Annotated in this window: 14 protein-coding genes; 2 read left to right on the forward strand and 12 right to left on the reverse strand. The window is 65.2% G+C overall.

Features of this window, described 5'->3' with window-relative positions; genetic code table 11:
- Positions 1-114: 114 nt before the first annotated feature.
- The 11 genes from F3J45_RS04595 to F3J45_RS04645 all read right to left on the reverse strand — a co-directional run bounded on the left by F3J45_RS04595 (position 115) and on the right by F3J45_RS04645 (position 12,095).
- Positions 115-291, reverse strand: coding sequence for a hypothetical protein (locus F3J45_RS04595; RefSeq protein ID WP_167058057.1), 177 nt, complete (start codon positions 289-291; stop codon positions 115-117).
- Between the two features lie 150 nt (positions 292-441).
- Positions 442-1,575, reverse strand: a complete 1,134-nt coding sequence (locus F3J45_RS04600) for a lactonase family protein (protein WP_205300402.1) — start codon at positions 1,573-1,575, stop codon at positions 442-444.
- Positions 1,538-1,828, reverse strand: coding sequence for a DUF5629 family protein (locus tag F3J45_RS04605; protein WP_167058063.1), 291 nt, complete (start codon positions 1,826-1,828; stop codon positions 1,538-1,540). Before F3J45_RS04605 ends, F3J45_RS04600 begins: the two co-directional genes overlap by 38 nt.
- Before the next feature lie 64 nt (positions 1,829-1,892).
- A complete protein-coding gene (locus tag F3J45_RS04610) occupies positions 1,893-4,268 on the reverse strand; it encodes an RND family transporter (protein ID WP_167058678.1) in 2,376 nt (791 codons plus the stop codon).
- A gap of 20 nt (positions 4,269-4,288) precedes the next feature.
- Positions 4,289-5,314, reverse strand: coding sequence for a YCF48-related protein (locus F3J45_RS04615; RefSeq protein ID WP_205300403.1), 1,026 nt, complete (start codon positions 5,312-5,314; stop codon positions 4,289-4,291).
- 275 nt (positions 5,315-5,589) lie between these two features.
- A complete protein-coding gene (gene pepN, locus F3J45_RS04620) occupies positions 5,590-8,247 on the reverse strand; it encodes an aminopeptidase N (RefSeq protein WP_167058069.1) in 2,658 nt (885 codons plus the stop codon).
- Between the two features lie 13 nt (positions 8,248-8,260).
- Positions 8,261-9,091, reverse strand: coding sequence for a DUF2797 domain-containing protein (locus tag F3J45_RS04625; protein WP_167058072.1), 831 nt, complete (start codon positions 9,089-9,091; stop codon positions 8,261-8,263).
- Entirely contained in the window at positions 9,088-9,348 is a 261-nt protein-coding gene (locus F3J45_RS04630) for a YeaC family protein (protein WP_119370829.1), read from the reverse strand. The genes F3J45_RS04625 and F3J45_RS04630 overlap by 4 nt, the downstream gene beginning before the upstream one ends.
- A 13-nt stretch (positions 9,349-9,361) precedes the next feature.
- Positions 9,362-10,237, reverse strand: a complete 876-nt coding sequence (locus F3J45_RS04635; RefSeq protein WP_167058075.1) for a rhomboid family intramembrane serine protease — start codon at positions 10,235-10,237, stop codon at positions 9,362-9,364.
- A complete protein-coding gene (locus tag F3J45_RS04640) occupies positions 10,234-11,205 on the reverse strand; it encodes a metallophosphoesterase (RefSeq protein WP_167058078.1) in 972 nt (323 codons plus the stop codon). Before F3J45_RS04640 ends, F3J45_RS04635 begins: the two co-directional genes overlap by 4 nt.
- Positions 11,205-12,095, reverse strand: coding sequence for an NAD(+) kinase (locus F3J45_RS04645; RefSeq protein WP_027919132.1), 891 nt, complete (start codon positions 12,093-12,095; stop codon positions 11,205-11,207). The genes F3J45_RS04640 and F3J45_RS04645 overlap by 1 nt, the downstream gene beginning before the upstream one ends.
- A gap of 88 nt (positions 12,096-12,183) precedes the next feature.
- Between F3J45_RS04645 and F3J45_RS04650 the strand changes: the two genes are divergently transcribed.
- Together F3J45_RS04650 and cybB are read left to right on the forward strand one after the other, a co-directional pair.
- Entirely contained in the window at positions 12,184-13,125 is a 942-nt protein-coding gene (locus F3J45_RS04650; protein ID WP_167058081.1) for a DUF1853 family protein, read from the forward strand.
- A 74-nt stretch (positions 13,126-13,199) separates the two neighbouring features.
- Positions 13,200-13,745, forward strand: coding sequence for a cytochrome b561 (gene cybB / locus F3J45_RS04655; RefSeq protein ID WP_167058084.1), 546 nt, complete (start codon positions 13,200-13,202; stop codon positions 13,743-13,745).
- On the opposite strand, the gene F3J45_RS04660 is transcribed toward cybB, so the two are convergent.
- On the reverse strand, positions 13,736-14,620 hold the full coding sequence (locus tag F3J45_RS04660) for a 1-aminocyclopropane-1-carboxylate deaminase/D-cysteine desulfhydrase (protein ID WP_167058087.1): 885 nt from the start codon (positions 14,618-14,620) through the stop codon (positions 13,736-13,738). The two genes, cybB and F3J45_RS04660, sit on opposite strands and share 10 nt — an antisense overlap.
- Positions 14,621-14,729: the final 109 nt, after the last annotated feature.

A 14,729-nucleotide genomic window follows, 5' to 3' on the forward strand; every position in this document is an offset into this window, starting at 1 on the left:
GCGATGGGCTGCAAAGCAGCCCCGGCAATACGGGCTGCGAAGCTGAAAACCTGGGGCGCTGCGCGACCCATCGCGAGCAAGGCTCGCTCCTACAGGGTCCGAGTCAGGCTTGAGTCAGTGGCCGTGCTTGGCGCTCAGTGCAGCATGGAAGTTGGCGCTCTGGCGCAGGTACTGCTCGGTGTAGCTGTGGGTGGCCGATGCCTTGCTGCTGTCGGCATGGGCATGGGCCGGCAGCACCACGGAGGCGGAAATGGCAGAGGCGGCGATCACGGGGAAAAGGTTGAAGTTCATGGGGCTGACCTCGACGTTTTGAGTTTGACGTTCAGCCACTTGGGCCTTGGGTCAAACTTACGCCGCCGAGGCGAGCTGCAGAAATTCATTGCGCTGGTAGGGATTATCAGCGGTATCGATAGTTCACGCCCCCTTCCAGGGGCGTGAACGCTACTCGATGAACTTGAGGTCCGACGGCGCGTCCTGGGCGAAGGCCTGCACCGTTTCGCCCAGCTTGCCGCTGCGCGGGTCGCGGCGCATGACCACGATCTGGTTGCTTTTCTGGTTGGCCACCAGCAGGAAGTTGTCGCTGGGGTCGAGGGCGAATTCCCGTGGGTGATCGCCTTCCACCGAACGGCGCTGCAGGAAACTCAGCTGGCCGTCGTCCTTGCCCACGCTGAATACCACGATCTCATTCGCCGTGCCGCGGTTGCTCACGTACAGAAAGCGCCCATCGGCTGACAGGTGCAGCCCGCCGGAGGCTTTCGCCGCAGCGTCCTGGCGCTCGGTCAGGGGCAAGCGCTGACGCTCAAGCAAGGCATCGTCCTTGACGTCGAACATCACCACTTCGCCGCTCATTTCAAGCGTCAGGTAGGCATGCCGGCCCTTGGCGTCGAACAGCAAATGGCGCGGACCGCTGCCCGGTGGCAGGTCGACCGCAGCGGGAATCGCCGGGCTCAGCGGGTGTTCGGCGCTGGCGCCGTCGTAACGGTAGATGAACACCTTGTCGGCGCCCAGGTCGCAGGCATACACGTGCTGGCCATCCGGCGACAGCACCAGCGAATGCACATGGGCACCGGCCTGGCGTTCGGGGTTCACCTTGCTGGGGGTGTGCCGCAACTGCTGGACCACCTCCTTGAGCTTGCCGTCCTTGGCCACCGGGATCACCACCAGGCTGCCGCCCGGGTTGGGGGCAACGGCGTAGTTGGCGACGAACAGGTAGCGCTGGTCACGGCTGAGGCTGGCGTGGGTGGGCTCGTCGCCGCGGCTGGCCACCTGGTTCAGCGGCTTGATCTCGCCCTTGGCACTGACGCTGAAGCTGCTGACCTGGCCATTGACGGTTTCGTTGACCGCAAACAGCTGGCGCTGGTCGGCCGACAACACCAGCCAGGAGGGGCTGACACTCTTGACCACCTGCAGCGGCGTGGGCGCGATCTGCCCGGTCTTGGTGTCGAACGTGTAGCGGTAGATGCCCTGGCTTTGACCATCGGTGTAGCTGCCCACCAGCAGCGTGGCTGCCTGGGCGGTGATTGTCAGGCTCATCAGGCTAGCGGTCAGCAGGCTCGTCCAGGTCCGGTTCTTCATCGTCTTCATCCGGGGCACGCAAGGCACTCATACAGATTAGACGATGCTCGCCCTGGGCATCGGCCAGTTGCCATTCATCACCGTTGGCAACCGCAGCAGCGACTTGCTCCGGGGTAAAGGACCAGCGACGGTGCTGGCGGCCGTCCATGCATTCGACGGTAAGGCCGTTGGCGTCGCAGGTGAAGTCGAAGGCATGCAGGCCGTCGATCAGGAGCATGTCGCAGGATGCGAGGGCGGTGGCGAGGGAAGACATGGGAATACCGTTTGAAAATGAGCTGGCAGTATAACCGTTGGGGCCGCGACGCGGCCCCAACGATTCAATGGGCGAAGATCGAACCACCCTGTTTGCCCGCCATTTTCTCCGGCTTGATCAGGAATCGCGCCAGCGCCGGCAGCAGCCACAGCGCGCCAAACATGTTCCACAGCAGCATGAAGGTCAGCATCAAGCCCATGTCGGCCTGGAACTTGATGGCCGAGAAGATCCAGGTGCACACGCCAATGGCCAGGCACAGGCCAGTGAACAGCACCGCTTTACCTGTCGAGCGCAGGGTCTGGTAATAGGCTTCCTGCAACGGCAACCCGGCGCGCAGGAAGCTTTCCAGGCGGCTGTAGATGTAGATGCCGTAGTCCACGCCAATGCCCACGCCCAGGGCCACCACCGGCAAGGTGGCAACCTTCACGCCAATGCCCATGAACGCCATCAGCGCGTTACCCAGCACCGAGGTGAGCACCAGCGGCAGCACGATGCACAGGGTGGCGGCGAATGAGCGGAAGGTGATCATGCACATCACCGCCACGCACAGGTAGACCAGGATCAGGATGGTCAACTCGGCCGACTTGATCACCTCGTTGGTGGCGGCCTCGATCCCGGCGTTACCGGCGGCCAGGAGGAACTGCAGGCCCTGCTTGTCATGGCTGTCGGCAAAGGCCTTGGCCACGCTGGTCACCCGTTCCAGGGTTTCGGCCTTGTGGTCGTTGAGGAACACCAGCACCGGCGCCAGCGAGCAGTCGGCGTTGTACAGGCCGTCGGCACGGGCGATGGAGTTGTTCAGCACGTCCGGGTTGCGCGAAAGGGTTTCCCATTTCAGGCTGCCCTCGTTCATGCCCTTGATTACCTGCTTGGACACCGTCACCAGGGAAATGGCCGACTGCACGCCCGGGGTGTTCTCCATGGTCCACATCAACTCGTCGACCGGCGCCATGGTCGAGTGGATCGAGCAGCTTTCCGGCGGGGTCTTGACCATGATCACCAGCACATCGGAACTGGTGGAATAGTTGCTGATGATGAAGTTGTTGTCCTGGTTGTAGCGCGAGTCGGGGCGCAGCTCCGGCGCGCCCTGGTCGAGGTCGCCGATCTTCAGGTTCTGGCTGTACCACAGGCCGCCAGCGAACATCACCAGGGCCAGGGCAATCGACACCGGCGCCACCTTGGCACTGGCGAAGTTCGACAGCAGGCGCCAGAACGGGTGCTCGCAGGTCGCGTCCTTCTTGCTGCGTTCGATGGCCTTCTTGCTGATGCCAACGTAGGAAATAGCCACCGGCAGCAGGATCAGGTTGGTGAAGACGATCACCGCCACGCCAATCGAGGCGCCGATGGCCAGCTCCCGGATCACCCCGATGTCGATGATCAGCAAGGTGATGAAGCCCACCGCGTCGGCGAGAATGGCGATCATCCCCGGCAGGAACAACTGGCGGAAGGTGCGCCGGGCGGCGGTCAGGGCGTTGTCGGCGTCGCTGGACTGCAGGGCGATGCCGTTGATCTTCTGCACCCCGTGGGAAATGCCGATGGCGAAGATCAGGAACGGCACCAGCATCGAGTAGGGATCCAGGCCGAAGCCCACGGCATGCATCAGGCCCAGCTGCCACACCACCGCCACCAGGGTGGTGATGAGCACGGCAACGGTGCTGCGGATGCACCAAGTAAACCAGTACAGCAGCACCCAGGTAATCGCCAGGGCCACGCCGAAGAACATCGCCACCATCACCAGGCCATCGATCAGGTCGCCGACCTTCTTGGCAAAACCGATGATGTGGATTTTCACGTTGGGGTTCTGCGCCTGGAACTTGTCGCGGATTTTCTCCTCCAGTTGGTGCGAGAACTGCTGGTAGTCGAGCTTCACCTGCCGGCCGGGGTCCTGCGGGTCGGGGAAGCTTTCCAGCAGCGGCACGTCGACGATGCTGGACTTGAAGTTGTTACCCACCAGGCGCCCCACCTGGCCCGACTTGAGCACGTTGTCGCGCAGGCTGTCGAGGCTGTCCTGGGAGCCGTTGTAGGTGTTGGGAATCACCTCGCCACCGGAGAAGCCCTCCTCGGTGACCTCGCTCCAGCGCACGCTGGGGCTCCACAGCGATTTCAGCCCGGCGCGGTCGACGCCGGGGATGTAGAACACCTCGTCGTGGATCTGGCGCAGGGTCTCCATGTAGTCCTTGTCGAAAATGTCGCCGTTGACCGCCTCCACCGAAATGCGCACGGTGTTGCCGAGGTTGGCCAGGTCGTTGCGGTGTTCCATCATCTGTTCGATGAAGGGGTGCTGCAGCGGGATCATCTTCTCGAAACTGGTCGAGGGGCGAATCTGCGTGGCCTGCCAGAACAGGAAGATGCTGACCAGCAGGCACAGGGCGATGACCACCGGGCGGTTGTTGAAGATCAGGCGTTCGAGCAGCGTGGCCTTGTCCTGGTGGTGCGGGTGCATGGTGATGCTCTCCCTGCTGGTCATGGCCGCACCTCCTTGGCAGGCAGGTCCGCACCGTCGGCGCCGGCCAGGTGGACGCCACCCTGCCCCACCAGCAGCAGGCCGCCATTGGCCAGGCCGCTGACGCCGGCCAGGGCGATGCGGTCGGCGCGGTTGTAGACGCTGAAGTTCTGCCCGTCATCGGTGCTGCGCAGCACGCTGCCGCCATTACCCACCAGCACCAGGCTGCCGTCTTCGACAAGCGTAGCGCCTGCCAGGCCGAATTCGAGCTCGCCGCGTGCGGCCTTGAGGGCGATGGGCTGCCAGCTGTCACCGAAGTCGGTGGAGCGGAACAGATTGCCGCGCAGGCCGTAGGCCAACAGGGTGCGCGGCGCGGCAGTGCCGATCACGCCGAACAGCGAGCCCTCGTAGGGGCCCTGGACCTTGGCCCAGGTTTGCCCGTTGTCGCTGGAGCGGAACATGCCGCCCTGCTCGCCGACGATGAACAAGCCGGCATCGCGCACCCGGGTGATGCCGTTGAGGTGCAGTTGGTCGGGGTTGTCCAGGCGCTCGGCGATGTCATTCCAGCGCTGGCCGCCATCGGTGGTTTCCAGCAACGCCCCGTAGGCGCCCACGGCAAAGCCGTGCTGGGCGTCGAGGAAGGTCAGGTCGAGCAGGGGCGCTTCGCGGGCAAGGTCTTCGAACTGCTTGCTCCAGGTTGCGCCGCCGTCGTTGCTGGCCAGCACCTGGGCATCGTGGCCTACCGCCCAGCCGCGTTTGTCGTCGAGGAAGAACACGGCGGTGAGCAACTGCCGGGTAGGCACCCGGGCCTGGGTCCACGTGGCGCCCTGGTCGTCGGAGAACAGGATATGCCCGCGATCACCCACCACCACCAGGCGCTTGCCGGCATGGGTGGCGCCGATCAACAGGCTCTGGCTGGCCTTGGCCGATTCGGTGGAGTATTCGTCGGCGCCAGCAGCTTGCGCGCTGTCGGCCCACATGCCCAGTGCCAGCGCCAGCATCGCACCGGCCGCCAGCGGCCAGGCACCACGCCTGGCTCGCGTCATCACCCGCTCCTTCATGACCATCCCCTGTTGTGTTCTTCTTGGTGGGTCTGTGCTGTGAAAAGCCTGTGCTAGAGGCTTGCCGTAGCCTGGAGGGATCGTATCGGGGAAGGTTGCGCGATTACAACGGACAAGACGTTATGTTTTGTTAACCGGGAAAAAGCTGGGGCCGCTTTGCGGCCCATCGCAGGCAAGCCAGCTCCTACAGGGGTTCGATTAGCCTGTAGGAGCTGGCTTGCCTGCGATGGGCTGCACAGCAGCCCCAGAATCGACCAGGCTTACGCCAGGCTCTTGCTCACCACTTCATACACATCGCTGGACAGCTCACCGGAAGCCAGAATCCGCTCCAGCTCGCCCTTCATCAGCACCTGCCGCGCGTCATCGTACTTGCGCCAGCGGGTCAGCGGTGCCAGTTGGCGCGAAGCAATCTGCGGGTTCAACGCGTTGAGCTCGATCACCAAGTCCGCCAGGAAGCGATAGCCCGAACCGTCGGCTGCGTGGAAGTTCACCAGGTTCTGCCCGGCAAAGGCGCCGATCAACGCCCGCACCTTGTTCGGGTTCTTCAAGGTGAATGCCGGGTGCTGCATCAGCGCCTTGACCCGTGCCAGGCCGCCCGGCAAGGTGCTGGCCGCCTGCACGCTGAACCACTGGTCCATGACCAGCGGGTTGTCCTTGAAGTGCTCGGCAAAGGACTCCAGGGCCTTGGCGCGCTCGGCCTCGAACGGCGAGTTGACCAGCACCGCCAGCGCGGTCAGGCGCTCGGTCATGTTGTCGCAGTGCTCGAACTGCTCCAGGGTCGCTTCCAGCACCTGCGCCTTGCCGCTCTGCATCAGGTACGACAGCGCGATGTTCTGCAGGCTGCGGCGGGCGAAGTGCTCGGCAGCGGCCACATAGGCGGTGTTGCGCGACACCTCACGGTTGGCCTGGTAGCGCGCCCACAGCGCGTCGAACAGCTGTTCGGCGATTTGCTGGCGGGCGAACTCGCGGGCCGCGTGAATGGCGTCCACGTCCGCCACCTGGCTGATCTCGGTGAGGTAGGCTTCACCGGGCAGCGAGAGCATTTCGGCAACCATGGCGGGGTCGAGCGATGCATTGCCCAGCACCGTGCCGAGCGCGGTAATCAGGCGCTGGTCAAGGGTGAGCGCTGCGCCGCGCTGGTACTGGCCGATCAGCTCCTGCAGCACCTGCACCGACAATTGCTGGCCCGCTTCCCAGCGGTTGAAGCCATCGCTGTCGTGCTGCATCAGGAACATCAGCTGGTCACGGTCGTAGGGGAAGCTCAACTTCACCGGCGCACTGAAGCCGCGCAGCAGCGACGGCAGCGGCTTGGCGGCTATGCCCTGGAAGGTGAAGGTCTGCTCGGCCTCGGTCACCGACAGCACGCGGCTGCTGGCCCCAGGGCTGGCTTCACCGGCCAGTTGCAGTGGCAGGTCGTTGCCCTGGGCATCGAGCAGGCCCAGTTCCACCGGAATCACGAACGGCAGTTTCTCGGCCTTGTCCGGGGTTTGCGGGCAGCTCTGGCGGAAGGTCAGGCTGTAGGTCTGGGCGGCGCCATCATAGGCTTCGCTGACCGCCAGGCGCGGGGTGCCGGCCTGGTTGTACCAGCGCTTGAACTGGGTGAGGTCGACGCCGTTGGCGTCTTCCATGGCCTTGATGAAGTCGTCGGTGGTGACCGCCTGGCCATCGTGGCGCTCGAAGTACAGGTCGCTGCCCTTGCGGAAACCGTCTGCGCCCAACAGCGTACGCACCATGCGCACCACTTCGGCGCCCTTCTCGTACACCGTCAGGGTGTAGAAGTTGGAGATTTCGATGAAGCTGTCCGGGCGCACCGGGTGGGCCATGGGGCCGGCGTCTTCGGCGAACTGGTGGGTGCGCAGGTAGGCGACGTCCTCGATGCGCTTGACCGTGCGCGAGTTCATGTCGGCGCTGAACTCGGCATCGCGGAACACCGTGAAGCCTTCCTTGAGCGACAGCTGGAACCAGTCGCGGCACGTGACGCGGTTGCCCGACCAGTTGTGGAAGTACTCGTGGGCGACCACACCCTCAACACGCTGGTGGGCGGCGTCGGTGGCGGTTTCGGCGCGGGCCAGCACGCAACTGGAGTTGAAGATGTTCAGGCCCTTGTTTTCCATGGCGCCCATGTTGAAGTCGTTGACCGCAACGATCATGAAGATGTCCAGGTCGTATTCGCGGCCGTACACCTCTTCGTCCCAGCGCATGGACTTCTTCAGGCTGACCATGGCGTGGTCGCACTTGTCGATGTTCTCGGGCTCGACATAGATGCGCAGGGTCACGTCGCGGCCGGACTGGCGGGTGAAGTTGTCCTCCACGCACCAAAGGTCACCGGCCACCAGCGCGAACAGGTACGCCGGCTTCATGAACGGGTCTTCCCAGGTTGCCCAGTGGCGGCCGTCTTCGGCCGGCCCGCTGCCGATCGGGTTGCCGTTGGAAAGCAGCACGGGGTAGCGATGCTGTTCGGCGATCACCGTGGTGGTGAAGGTGCTCATCACATCCGGGCGGTCGAGGTAGTAGGTGATCTTGCGGAAACCTTCGGCCTCGCACTGGGTGCAGAACATCTTGCCGGACTTGTACAGGCCTTCCAGCGCGGTGTTGCTTTCAGGGTGGATCTTCACGCTGGTGTCGAGGGTGAAGCGCTCGGCCTTGGGCTGGACGGTCAGGCTGTCGGCTTCGAGCTGGTAGTCGCCGGCCTGCAGCTCGGCATCGTCCAGCGAGGCACGCAGCAGCTCCAGCTGCTGGCCATCGAGCACCAACGGCGGCAGCCCGGCACCGCGTGCCGGGTTGCGGCGCATGACCAGTTGCGCATGGACCAAGGTGTGGTCCTCGAACAGTTCGAAGGTCAGGTGCGTCTCGTCGATCAGGTACTCGGGCGCCTGGTAGTCCTTGAGGTAGATCACTTGCGGTTGTTCGGTACGCATGTGCAGGTCCTTTTTACTGGAGCACGGCCAACTGGTAGGCCGTGTACTTGCGAATGTTGATCACGCCGGTGTCGAAGATCAGGTACTGGCCCTTGATGCCCAGCAGCGTGCCTTCGGCCACCGGGTCCTTGTCGAGGTTGAAGCTGACGATCTTTTTCGGGTAGGCCTCGACCGGGTAGTTCATCTGCACCACTTCGGCATCGGGCAGCGGCTGGATCGCCTGCAGGCCAAAGCGGGCCTGCAGGTCGCGCAGGCCATCGGCGCAGGCGTCGAACACCTGCTCGCGGATGGCCGGCAGGTCGAGCGCTTCGGCGTCGCCCTTGAGCAGCGCGCGCCAGTTGGTGCGGTCGGGCACCTGGCTGCGCAGCACGTCTTCGACCAGACCCGATTGCTGGCGGGTGGCCACGCGCATGATCGGCAGGGCCTGGATCGCGCCCTGGTCGAGCCAGCGGGTGGGCAACTGGGTGGCGCGGGTAATGCCCACCTTGATGCCCGAGGAATTGGCCAGGTAGACCACGTGGTCGGTCATGCAGAACTGTTCGCCCCACGACGGCTCGCGGCAGGTGCCGGCGTCGTAGTGGCATTTTTCCGGGGCCATGATGCACACGTCGCACTGGGCCAGCTTGGTCATGCAGGGGTAGCAATACCCCTGGCTGAAGCTGGTCTTGGTGCGCTTGCCACAATGGTTGCAGTGAATGGCGCCGAGGTATTCCAGGCGCAGGCGCTGGCCGATCAACGGGTTGACCGGCACCAGGGTGTCATCGAGGCGGAAGCTGTACTGCACCAACGGTGCCTGCAGGCTGACCGCCATCTTGCTCAAAGAGCCACGAGCGAGTTCGATCAATGTACCGAGTCCGACTTGAACAGAATGTTGGCAATGGGTGCGGACTTCGAGGCGCATTCCTGCGGACCCATGTAGCCGGTGCGCTGGTCTTCGGGGAGGTTCTTGATTTCCCAGGCGATCACCGCCTGCAGCGACAGCTCTTTCTGCTCGGCGGTGAGCTTGCGCCCGTCCGACCATTTGCCGATTTCCACGGCCAGTTTCAGGCTCTCGTAGATTTCCGGGGTGATGTTTTCAATCATTTGCGCGAAAGTGGACATAGAGTCTCCTGGTTCAAGCCGACAGTTTACGCCGGGCCAGCGCCCCGCCCAAGAGCCCGGTCAGGCATCCGATGAGCAGCCCGCCGACGTGGGCGGCGTTGGCGATCTGGCCGAAGCCGAGCTGGCCGACCACGCCGGTCAGGCACACCACCAGCCAGATCAGCATCATCACCAGCACGCCCCGGGGCAGGTTGAAGTGAGGGTTGGGCGCCAGCCACTGGTACAGCCACACGTGGCCGAGCAGGCCGTAGAGCACGCCAGACAAACCGCCGAACAGGCTCGGGCCGCTGGTGAAATGCTGGGCCAGGTTCGACACCAGGCTGAACAGCAAGGTCAGGCCCAGCAGCAGCCAGGGGCCCTGGCGCAGTTCGATGCGCTTGCCCAGCTCCCAGTACCACATGCCGTTCATGGCCAGGTGCAGCACGCCAAAGTGCAGCAGCATGGGCGACACCAGCCGCCACCATTGGCCTTCGGCCAGGCCCTGGGCCAGCGGGGTGAAGTGCAGGTAGTCGCCCTGGACGCGGAAATCGAGGAAGGTGAGCCAGCTGATCGCATCGAGGTTGTCGCCCAGGCTGGTGAGGCCAGCGACGATCAGGCAGAGGATCAGCACGGCGGCTGTGACCTTGCAGGCCTTGGCCTGTTCCGCCAGTGACGGCGCTGCAGGGGCATTGGCGGGTGAATCCGCTGGCGCAAGCTGCACGTCGGCGTTGCCGTCGGGGAAGCGCTGGTACAGCTCGCGTACGTCGCCAGCCAGGGTGTCGGGGGCCCAGAGCACCTGCTCCTCGCCCTCCTCGCTCACCCGGTGCGGCACCTGCAGGCGCTGCAACAGGTGGACGAAGCCGCTGAGGTCGACCGACAGCGGCAGGCGCATGACTTCGATGATATTCATTGGTTGGCCTGTGGGCGCTCGACATCGACCCAGACGAACTTGTGCGGGTCGATATGGGTTTCGTCATCCAGCCGGTAGGCCGCCAGCTTGCCGTACAGCACTGCACTGTAGTCCAGGCAGGCCAGGTTGCTGCGGATCGGTGCCGGCCGGCCGCTGCGCCAGTAGTGGCCAACGAACAGCAACGGTTCGTCTTCGGCGTAGCGCAGCAGGGCGTTCTTTTCGGTGTGGCTAAGCGGTGTGCGGGCCACTTCCTCGGGCAACGCATCGGGTTGGAACACGATGTCGCCGTAGGTTTGCGGGTCTTCTTCCCAGAACTTGGTACGGAAGAAGGCGCGGGTCAGGCCGTCGCCGCCGGTGAGCGTAAGGCCGTCGGGCAGGCGCATGTCGGTGCCTCGCAGCAGGCGGTTGCACACATTGGCGGCGAAGCTGCCGGAAATCGCCGAGGCCTGGATGAAATGCTCGTCGATGCGCCCGTCGGGGTATTGCTGGCGCAGTGGCTCGATCAGCCGTGGGTCCCAGCAGGCATGCACCAGGCGGAAGCGCCCGGCGTCGACGAACAGCGGCATGTCGTAGAACCACTGGATGAAGTCGTGCCAGTCGCCGGGGTGCTGGGCGAACTGTTCCAGGGTTTCGTCGATCAGCCGGGCGTGGCGCGGGGTGTGCTCGCGCACGAACGACTTGCCGCTGCCAGGCAGCGCCGGGGTCACCCAGCCCAGGGCGTTGTACTCGTGGTTGCCCATGATGCAGAACGCCTGGCCGGCCTCGACCATGTCGTGGACGATGTGCAGCGCCTCGCGAATGCGCGGGCCGCGGTCGACGATGTCGCCCAGGAACAGGGCCTGGCGCCGTGGGTGACGCCAGACGCCGCCGACCCGTTTGTAGCCGAGGGCGTCGAGCAGGCGTTCGAGGGTCAGTGCACAGCCGTGCACATCACCGATGATGTCGAAACTGCGCGCCGGATCGAGCATCAGTCGTCCCTGCCTCCCAGGCGGCTGCCCCAGCCGAGCTTGGTGCGGCACACTTCGTAGTAGTTATGGTCCAGCGGATGGATCAGGCGCAGTTTCTGCGGTTTCTTGCTCACCGTGATGGTGTCGCCAGGGGCGCAGGTGAAGTGGTTCTGGCCGTCGCAGGACACCTGCGGGTAGATCTGCAGGTCCTTGGACACCACGATCTTCAGCTCGCTGTTGCCGTCGACCACGATCGGCCGGCCCGACAGGGTGTGCGGGTACATCGGCACGATGACGATGGCGTCGAGCTTGGGGTGCATGATCGGGCCGCCGGCCGACAGCGCGTAGGCGGTAGAACCGGTGGGGGTGGCAACGATCAGGCCGTCGGCCTTCTGGCTGCAGACGAACTGGCCGTCGATGTAGATCTCGAACTCGATCATGCGCGTGGACTTGCCTGGGTGCAGCACCACATCGTTCAGGGCATCGCCCTGGCCGATGGCCTCATGATGGCGGCGCACCTCGGCCTGCAGCAGGAAGCGGTTTTCCACCAGGTAGTGGCCGTCGAGCACTTCGGCAACCTTCTGCTCCAGCTCGTCGGGGCGGATGTCGGTGAGAAAGCCCAGGTTGCCGCGGTTGATGCCCAGCACCGGCACATTGTGCCGGGCCAGGGCGCGGGCGGCGCCAAGCAGGCTGCCGTCGCCGCCCACCACGATGACCAGGTCGCAGACCTCGCCCAGCAGCTTGCGCGTGGAGGTTTGCAGGCCGTGGCCGGGCAGCACTTCGGCGATGGTGTCCTCGAGAATCACGTGCAGGTGGCGCTCGAGGAGGAATTTTTTCAGTCGGCGAATGGTATCGAGCACCTGGGAACTGCCAAGGCGGCCGATGATACCGATATTGCGAAATTGCTCCATGGGGCTCCTGCGGGGCTCTGCGACGGGTGACGATGCCGCGATTATGGGCGAAAGCACCGGGTAGCGGCAAACCGGCTATGCTCGCTGCATGATGCCGTTCACCGAGCTTTGCGAGCTACCGCGCCTGCTGCGCCGCCCGGCCGTGCGCGACTTGGCCTGGGCCCTGCTGTCGCCGGCGCTGCTCAGCGCCCCGCCGTGCCCCCAGCGCCACCCGCTGGCGGGCAGCGCCTGGGCGGCCGACCCGCAGCGCCTGGAAGGCTGGCTGCGGGCGCTGGATGCCGACGACCAGCCCCTGCGCGACTGGTTGGCGAAGCTCACCAGCCGGCGCCTGGGGCTGTACTACGAAGGCCTGTGGCAATTTGCCCTGACCCACGCGCCCGGGGTCGAGTTGCTGGCGTCCAACCTGGCGATTCGTGCCAATGGCAGGACCTTGGGCGAGCTGGACATTCTGATGCGTGATGCGCAAGGCACCCATCATCTGGAGCTGGCGATAAAACTGTACCTGGGGCCAACCGAGGAAAACGGGCGCGACCCGGCGCACTGGCTCGGGCCGGGCTGCCACGACCGGCTGGGGACCAAGCTGGCGCATGTTGCCGGGCACCAGCTGCCGATGTCGGCAGATGCACAGAGTCGCGCAGCGATGGCCGCCGTGGGGGTCGAGCAGGTGCGGGCGCACCTGTGGCTGGGTGGCTACCTGTTCTACCCCTGGCCTGGGCACGCCGAACCGCCACAGGGCGCCAACCCGCGGCATCTGCGTGGGCGCTGGGTGCGGCGCAGTGCTTGGGCCGTGGTGAGGGAGGAGCGCTGGCAGCCGCTGGCCCGGCATGCCTGGCTGGCACCCGCGCGGGTTGAGCCGGGTGAGTGCTGGACGGTGCAACAGTTTGGCAATTGGCTGGAGCAGCGCGACGCGCATGCACCGGCGCAATTGCTGGTGCGCTTGGAGCACGATGCCGACGGCGCCTGGCAGGAAGCCGAACGTGTGTTTCTGGTGGCCGACAGCTGGCCGCATTTGCCCCAGCGCTTGCCTTGAGGGTTGCGGCGCTCTATTTCACAAACGCTAAAACTATAAAGACCTACCCACCGACCTGATGACGAGGACCGACCATGGTTTCATCCACCCCCGCGAGCCATTACTCGCGCCTGTCCATCACCCTGCACTGGCTGATGCTGGTGCTGTTGGCTGCGGTGTACGCCTGCATGGAATTTCGCGGCCTGTTCCCCAAGGACAGCGCTGAACGCAACCTGATGAAAGACCTGCACTTCATGCTCGGCCTGAGCGTCTTCATCCTCGTCTGGCTGCGCCTGGCCGTGCGCCTGAGCCGCCCTACCCCACCCATCGTGCCCAAGCCGCCGGCCTGGCAAACCGGCCTTGCGCACCTGATGCACCTGGCGCTGTACCTGCTGATGATCGGCCTGCCCCTGGCCGGCTGGCTGGTTCTCAGCGCCGCCGACAAGCCGGTGCCTTTCTATGGCCTGGAACTGCCGCACCTGATCGGCCCAGACCCCGACCAGGCCAAGTTCATCAAGGGTTGGCATGAGCGCGTGGCCACCTGGGGCTACTGGCTGATCGGCCTGCACGCGCTGGCCGGGCTATACCATCACTACGTGCAGCGCGACAACACGCTGTTGCGCATGCTGCCCTACAAGTAACCGCGCCGGCCCTGCAGGCCGCCGGTGTGCAGGAAGATCAGGCGCGTGCCCGGGGCGAACGCGCCGGCCTCGACCTGCTCGCGCAGGGCCATCAGTGCCTTGCCGGTGTAGAGCGCTTCGAACGGCACGCCACTTTGGCGTTCGCTGAGTTCGATAAAGGCCAGCAGTTCATCATCGAACTTGCCAAAGCCACCCCGGCAGGCGTCGTGCAGTTGGTAGCCGTGCAAGCCTGCCAGTTCAGCGACGGTTTGCGGCACGCCGTGGCCCAGCGGCACGGCCAGTGCGCCATGCACCACGTGCGCCCCGGCCTCGGCCAGCACCAGGCCGGCCAGCGTCGTGCCGGTGCCTGCGGCCAACCACCAGCCGTCGTAACCGCGCCAGCCCAGCGCGGCCAGCTGGGAACGCGCCTGCTCGACGATCAAGGCACAACCGGCGGCGCCGGCGACGCCGCCACCGCCTTCGGGAATGCAGTGCCAGCCGGGATAGCGAGCCTGCCAAGGCTCCCAGAAGCCCGCCTCATGGCGCGCCCGGTAGCCGCCATAGCCCAGCCAGTGCAGCGCCATGCCCAGGGCCTGCAGGTCGCGCACCGTGGGCGTGTCTTGGGGATGGCCGCGCAGCAGCCCGGCCGTGGCGAAGCCCAGGCGCTTGCCGGCGGCGGCCAGGGCATGCAGGTGGTTGGAATGGTTACCGCCCAGGCTGATCAGGCCAGGTGCCCGGGCCTGGCTGGCCTGCTGCAGGTGGTGGCGAAGCTTGAACCACTTATTGCCGCTAAGCAGTGGGTCGATCAGGTCCAGGCGCAGGATGGCGGCCTGGATCGTGTTCAACCAGGGCAGGCGCAGGGGCTGCAGGGGGGCGACGGGGATGTTGGGGAGCATGGGCCGAGTTTAACATGCCGCCTGGGGGATCGAGCGCCGCTGTGCGCGGCGCATCGCGAGCTGCGCTCGCTCCTACCAAGGCCTACGCAAAACCCCGTAGGAGCGAGCA

The sequence above is a fragment of the Pantoea sp. Ap-967 genome, from assembly GCF_011752565.1.
In the GTDB taxonomy this organism is placed as follows: Bacteria; Pseudomonadota; Gammaproteobacteria; order Pseudomonadales; family Pseudomonadaceae; genus Aquipseudomonas.